This is a genomic window from Lentzea sp. (assembly GCF_036380075.1).
Taxonomy (GTDB): domain Bacteria; phylum Actinomycetota; class Actinomycetes; order Mycobacteriales; family Pseudonocardiaceae; genus Lentzea.
The window spans coordinates 1-6,156 of record NZ_DASVFL010000178.1 but is presented as its reverse complement, the minus strand read 5'-3'; the positions used below and the strand labels follow the sequence as shown (position 1 = coordinate 6,156).

Below are 6,156 nucleotides of genomic sequence, written 5' to 3'. Positions count from 1 at the left end.
GCCGTCTCGCACCGCCTCACCCAGCTGCTCGACCGCTGGAGCGGCGAGGCGGTGATCGTGGTCGGCCGGTTCCGCGACGTCCTGGCCGCGAACGCGCTGGCGGTCGCGCTCAACCCCGGCTACCGGCCCGGCCGCAACCTGGTGCGCGACGTGTTCCTCGATCCTGAGGTCGGGCGGGTCTACGCCGACCGCGACCGGATCGCCGAGGGCGCGGTCGCCGGGCTGAGGGCCTCGGTCGGCGCCGACGTCGACGCGCCGCGGCTGCTGGAGCTCGTGGGGGAGCTGTCGGTGAAGAGCGGCGAGTTCCGGAGGCTGTGGAACCGCTTCGACGTGCACGAGAAGGGCGGCGGCACGAAGAGCTTCCACCACCCCGACGTGGGCGGGCTGACGCTCCAGTCGGAGTCGTTCGGCGTCGTCGCGCCCGAGAAGCAGACGGTCTACGTGTTCTTCCCCGAACGCGGGACCGCCGACGAGGAGAAGTTCGCCGCCCTGGCGGCCCTGGTGCGCGGCACCTCCGTGCCCGCATCGTCATCGACGAAAGGCAGCGCATCATGGCGACCTGGCTCGTGACCGGAGCCAACCGCGGGCTCGGCGCGGAGATCGCCCGCGCCGCACTGCGGGAAGGCGACGACGTCGTCGTCGGCGCCCGTAGGACCGACTCCATCCCGGCCGACCTCACCGCCTCCCCGAACGTCCTGCCCGTCGCGCTCGACGTGACGGACCGGGCGGCGATCACCGCGGCGGTGGACGCCGCCGTCGACCGCTTCGGCGGCGTCGACGTGCTGGTCAACAACGCCGGGTACGGCCTGATCGGCGCGCTCGAGGAAGTCGACGAGGCCGACTACCGGGCCCTCTTCGACGTCAACGTGTTCGGGCTGGTCGAGATGACGCGCGCGGTCCTGCCGGTCATGCGCGCCGCCGGTTCGGGCACGGTCGTGAACATCGGCTCGCGCGGCGGCTACGAGGGGCAGCCGGGCGTGAGCGCCTACTGCGCCAGCAAGTTCGCGGTCGAGGGCATCACCGAGGCACTGGCGGGCGAACTCGCGCCGTTCGGCATCCGCGCCGTCGTGGTCGAGCCGGGCAACTTCCGCACCGGCTTCCTCGACCCGAGCTCGATGACCAGGCCGGCCGCGCCGCTGGCCGGGTACGACGGCACCCCGGCCCACGACCGGCAGGAGGCCTCGCACGGGGCCAACCACCGCCAGCCCGGCGATCCCGCCAAGGCGGCCGAGCTGATCCACCGCGTCGTCACGGGCGCGGAGCCGCCGGTGCACCTGCCGATCGGCCGCGACGCCCACGAACGGCTCGCCGTCGTGGTCGAGCAGCGCCTGAAGGACGCCGAGGTCTGGCGTGAGCAGTCCCTCGCGACCGCCCACGACGCGCCGTGACGGCTGCCGGGGTCAGCTGAGGAACTTGTCGAGCACCGCGTTGAACGCGGCCGGGTTCTCCAGGAACACGAAGTGGGAGCTGGCCTCGGTCGTCGGGAAGACGTGCAGCTCCGCGCCGGGGATCCGGTCGGCGATGTAGCGCTGGGAGTCCGGGCTGACGTGGCTGCCGTCGCAGCCCAGCACCAGCGCCGGGACGTCGATGCGGGGCAGCACGTCGCGCCAGTCCTGGGCGCAGTGGTCGAACAGCAGCGGCACCGCCGCGTACGCCGGGGTGGCGGTGATCTCCCGCGCGACGAAGTCCCACACCTCGGGGGCGGTCTCGCCGGAGAACATCGACCGGACGAACGTCTCGCGGACCGCCGCGCCGTCGGGTCCGTGCAGGTCGCCGTTGAGCGCGAGCAGACCGCCGACGTCGAAGATCGCGCCCGACTCGGTCTGCTCGGCGGCCGACATCCACGGCACGGCGGCGACCGCGGCGGGCTGGTCGACGAGCACGAGGCGCCGCAGCCGGGCGGTGCCGTGCTGGTCGATGTGGCTCCACAGCACGGAGGCGCCCATCGACCAGCCCAGCGCGTCGACCTCGTCGAGGCCGAGGTGGTCGAGCAGCTGCGCGAAGTCCTGGGCGAGGCGGGCGATGCGGTAGCCGTGGTGCGGCTTGTCCGACACGCCGTGCCCGCGCTGGTCGAGGGTGATCACCCGCCGGTCGCCGAGGCCGCCGAGCTGGTGGTGGAACATCGCCTGCGTCTGGCCCCAGCCGTGCAGCATCACCAGCGGGACCGACCCGTTCCGGCCGCCGGAGTCCTGGTAGGTCAGCGTGACGCCGTCATTGGTGTCGAACGTGGGCATGGCGATCTCCTCGTCGAGTCGGCCCGGCTGCCGAGCAGTCTCGAACCGGCGCCGCCCGGACCACCACCGCCGGGCGACGAGAGTTCAGCTCCCGGTCTGCTCCGATTGTCGAACGACGTCGGCCAGCACGAGCCCCAGGTGCAGGACGAGGCGTGTCGGGCCGTCGCCCACCACGTCCAGGCCGGTCAGGTCCCGGAGCCTGCCGAGCCGGTAGTAGAGCGTCGTGCGGTGCACGTGCAGCCGTTCGGCGGCGAGCGGGCCGTTGCCGGCCGCGTCGAGGTAGGCCCGCACGGTCTCGGTGAGCTGGCCGTCGGGGTCGGCCGCGCGCAGCCGGTGGAGCTCGCCGGGCAGCACCGCCTCGGTCAGCTCGTCGTCCGGGATCGTCAGCAGCGGACCGAGAACGCCCAGGTCGTGCCACCCGGCGACCGGGCCGCGCAGGCCCAGCGACGCCGCCCGCCGCGCGAGACCGGCCTGCCGCAGCGAGGTGGCGGCGTGGGTGAGGCCCGGTCCGGTGCCGCCGACGCCCGCGACGCAGCGGAAGTGTCCGAGGGCGAACTCGTGCACGCGGTCGAGCACCCCGGTGACCCGCGGGATCGGCGGTCCGGCCGGCTCCGGCGAGCCCAGCAGGACCACGGCGCGGTCGCCCGTGACCGAGACCAGCTGGTCGCCCGGCGCCGCCCGCCGGGACCCGGACAGGGCGTGCCGCAACGCGACCTCGACGTGCGGAGCGGAGGTGGCGCGGGTGCCCGCGACCGCGATCTCGACCGCCGTGACGTGGGCGAACAGGTCGGCGCGGCCGGTCGAGCGCAGCTTCTGCCCGGCGGCCCGCCGCGCGGACGGGTCCGGACCGACCAGGTCGAGCACCACCTGGTCGTCCGAGGTCGGCGACGACCGGCCCCTCTCGGTGTGCAGCACCAGCGCCAGCTCCTGGGCGGCGTCGTTGACCTGGCCGAGCTCCGCGGTGGTCATCGACTGGTCGGCGTCCATCACCATCAGCAGGCCGAGCAGCGCGCCCTCCCACCGGACCGGCACGCAGACCCTGGCGTGCATGCCGATGGCGTTGTGGGCCGGGACCAGCCCGGCCCTGGTCCAGCCGGAGACGCCCTGGGCCAGCACGTGGCCGCGGGCGGCGGGCTGGGCGACGTGGTCGAGCACGGCCCGGATGCGCACCGGGTCCTCGTCGCCGTAGTGCGGGCTCGCGTAGAGCATCTGCACGGTCGGGTCGTTCAGCACGACCGACCGCGACAGCTCGGTGGCGAGCCGGTCGATCAGCCCGGACACCGCCGTGCTCGTCATGGGCCGATTCTACAATCGGAGCATCCCTCCCGGCCCTTTCTCGTCGGCGGACGGTGGCCGGTGCCCGTGGCCCGGCGTCATCGTGGACCGATGAGCGAGCGGGAGCTGGACGGCCGGGTGGTGGTCGTCTTCGGCGCGGGATCCAGCGGCCCGGGCCTGAGCAACGGCGAGGCCGCGGCACTGGCCTACGCCCGCGCGGGCGCGCACGTCGTCACCGTCGACCGCGACCCCGCCGAGGCCGGCCGCGTCGCGAAGGAGATCACCGCGGGCGGGGGTGCCGCGCTCGCCCTCACCGCCGACGTCACGGTGGAGGCCGACGTCGCCGCCGCGGTCGAGGCCGTGGTGGCGGCGCTGGGCCCGCCGCACGTGCTGCACAACAACGTCGGGGCGTCGATCACCGGCGACCTCACCGCCACCGACCTCGCGACCTGGAACCACGGCCTCGCGGTCAACCTGACCAGCGCCTACCTGACCTGCCGGTACACCCTCCCGCACATGCTCGCGGCGGGCCGCGGCGCCATCGTCAACGTCTCCTCGCTGGCCGCGATCCGCGACACCGGCTACGTCTACCCGGTGTACAGCGCGGCCAAGGCCGGCCTGAACCAGCTGACCGTCTCGCTCGCGCTGACCCACGCCCGCGCGGGCCTGCGCGCCAACGCCGTCCTGCCGGGACTGATCGACACCCCGATGGTCGCCAGCCAGGTCACCGCCGACCCGGCCGCCCGGGGCGCCCGGCACGCCGCGAGCCCGACCGGCAGGATGGGCTCGCCGCACGACGTCGCCAACGCCGCGGTGTTCCTCGCCTCCGACCGCGCCGCCTACGTCAACGGCGTCTGCCTGCCCGTCGACGGCGGTCTCTTCGCACGGTCCGCGTGACCTGCGACTCCACTGGAGGCGGCCGAGTCGTGGCATCGGCCGTCCCTTCGTAAGATCAGGAGCAAGGGACAGCCACGAAACTGCGGATGAGGTGTTCAGTGACATCGGGCGAGACGGCGTCGACGACCGGCATTCAGACAAGCGACCACGACGGCGTGCTCGTCGCGGTGGTCAAGGGCGAGCTCGACATGATCAACGTGGACGCGGTCGGGACCGCCCTGTTCGAGCAGCTGGACAAGGAACCGGACGGCCTCGTGGTGGAGCTGGCCGTGGACTTCATGGGCTCCTCGGCGCTGTCGGTGCTGCTCAAGCTGTACGGGCAGGCGCAGACCAAGGGCGTGGGCTTCGCGATCGTCGCGGTGCAGGCCGCGGCCGTGCGCCCGCTGATGGCCAGCGCGCTCAGCCAGGTGCTGCCCGTGGCCCAGTCGGTCGACGAGGCCGTGGAACTGGCGCGCGGGCAGCGGAAGTCCGCCTGACGGCCGCGCTCCCACGACCGGGGGACATCCTCGCTCCACAAAGGACTCAGGTCCTACCTTGGACGGCGGAGGGTGTTCCCGGGTCGAGGTGAGCGAGGTACCGGTCTTGTACGACCAAGAGCGCACGAAAATGGCCGGCCTGGTGATCGGCGGTCCGGTGGCGGTCGACAGCTACGACAACGCCATCGTCGCGGCGCTGGTCGAGAACAGGCCGGTCATGCTCGTGCACGCCTTCAACGGCGGGTACCTCCGCCCCGCCGCCCTGGACGGCGACAGCCACGACCAGGGCGTGTTGCTGGCCACGGCCCTCGACCCCGAGACCGGGGAGCGGCAGGGCCATCTCTGGTACGTCAGTCCCGCCGGCTTCTTCGGGCAGCGGCCCCTGTACTGCCTGGAGTCCGCTGCGGGCCAGGCCGACGGGCCGGACGGACCGAAGCGCAGGCGGGTGGCGGTCCACCAGGACGCCCCGAAGAAGGGTGCCGACACCGTCCAGGTCGGACTTCCCGGCGAGGTCGGCGAGAAGTGGCGCGGGAAGAACGGCGCGACCGAGGACACCCAGTTGTGGGTCGTCACGGTGACCCCCTGGGGTGGCATCACCTTCGTGCCCATCACGCACCCCGACGCGATCCTCGGGTTCCGCGGCCATGAGGTGACCGCCGAATCGGACGTGCGCCTCACCTACAACTGGGGCGGCGACTTCACCGGGACCGTCGTCAACACGTTCTACCCGCGGCTCCCGAACGAGTGGAACGTCCCGTACCACCACGTCCTCACGTGACCGGCCGTGCCTTTTCCGGGCAGCCGCGAGCGCGCTTTCGAATCGCCTCGACGATTGTTCGAGTCGAATTCTTCGAACTGGAATTCAACGGCTTGACTGGGGCGTGACCTCTCGACAGTGTCAGCGGTGAAGAATCACCGGTGCGCTGGATCGGGGGAGTCATGGCAGGTAGTCGCCGAAAGCGGAAGCTGCGCTCGATTACGGCGGCCTGTCTGGCGACGTCCCTGGTCACGGCCACCTTCACCGCTCAGGACGCCGCGGCCGCCACCGCCGGACCGGCGCTCTCGGTCGACGTGTCCGCCGCACGGCACGCCATCAGCCCCGACATCTACGGACTGAACGGCGGCGACCCGGCGTTCAACGCCGAAATCGGCCAGACGGTGGCGCGCTGGGGCGGTAACGCGACCAGCCGGTACAACTTCAAGAACCACACCTACAACACCGGCAGCGACTGGTACTTCGAGAACATCGTCGCCGACGAGGCGCACACCGTCGA

6 protein-coding genes and 2 pseudogenes are annotated in these 6,156 nt (G+C 72.6%); 6 read left to right on the top strand and 2 right to left on the bottom strand.

What is annotated here, in order from left to right; all coding sequences use genetic code 11:
• Both VF330_RS20065 and VF330_RS20060 read left to right on the top strand, forming a co-directional pair.
• Positions 1–570 (top strand): annotated as a pseudogene (locus tag VF330_RS20065) (transcriptional regulator); the annotation flags it as partial.
• Positions 552–1,388, top strand: a complete 837-nt coding sequence (locus VF330_RS20060; RefSeq protein WP_330853160.1) for an SDR family NAD(P)-dependent oxidoreductase — start codon at positions 552–554, stop codon at positions 1,386–1,388. The pseudogene VF330_RS20065 and the gene VF330_RS20060, both read left to right, overlap by 19 nt.
• Before the next feature lie 12 nt (positions 1,389–1,400).
• Here VF330_RS20060 and VF330_RS20055 read toward each other — a convergent pair whose 3' ends face one another.
• Positions 1,401–2,234 (bottom strand): alpha/beta hydrolase, encoded by an 834-nt coding sequence (locus VF330_RS20055; protein WP_330853159.1) that lies wholly within the window; start codon positions 2,232–2,234, stop codon positions 1,401–1,403.
• A gap of 84 nt (positions 2,235–2,318) precedes the next feature.
• Positions 2,319–3,530: a helix-turn-helix domain-containing protein gene (locus tag VF330_RS20050; protein ID WP_330853158.1), complete on the bottom strand. Its 1,212-nt coding sequence runs from the start codon at positions 3,528–3,530 to the stop codon at positions 2,319–2,321.
• A 90-nt stretch (positions 3,531–3,620) separates the two neighbouring features.
• Here VF330_RS20050 and VF330_RS20045 point away from each other — a divergent pair, with 90 nt between their 5' ends.
• The 4 genes and pseudogenes from VF330_RS20045 to VF330_RS20030 form a co-directional block, all read left to right on the top strand.
• Entirely contained in the window at positions 3,621–4,406 is a 786-nt protein-coding gene (locus VF330_RS20045) for an SDR family NAD(P)-dependent oxidoreductase (protein WP_330853157.1), read from the top strand.
• A 98-nt stretch (positions 4,407–4,504) separates the two neighbouring features.
• Positions 4,505–4,882, top strand: a complete 378-nt coding sequence (locus VF330_RS20040) for an STAS domain-containing protein (protein ID WP_330853156.1) — start codon at positions 4,505–4,507, stop codon at positions 4,880–4,882.
• Between the two features lie 106 nt (positions 4,883–4,988).
• Positions 4,989–5,660 carry a hypothetical protein gene (locus tag VF330_RS20035; protein ID WP_330853155.1) on the top strand — a complete coding sequence of 224 codons (672 nt, stop codon included), beginning with the start codon at positions 4,989–4,991 and terminating at the stop codon, positions 5,658–5,660.
• A gap of 161 nt (positions 5,661–5,821) precedes the next feature.
• Positions 5,822–6,156 (top strand): annotated as a pseudogene (locus tag VF330_RS20030) (endoglucanase); the annotation flags it as partial.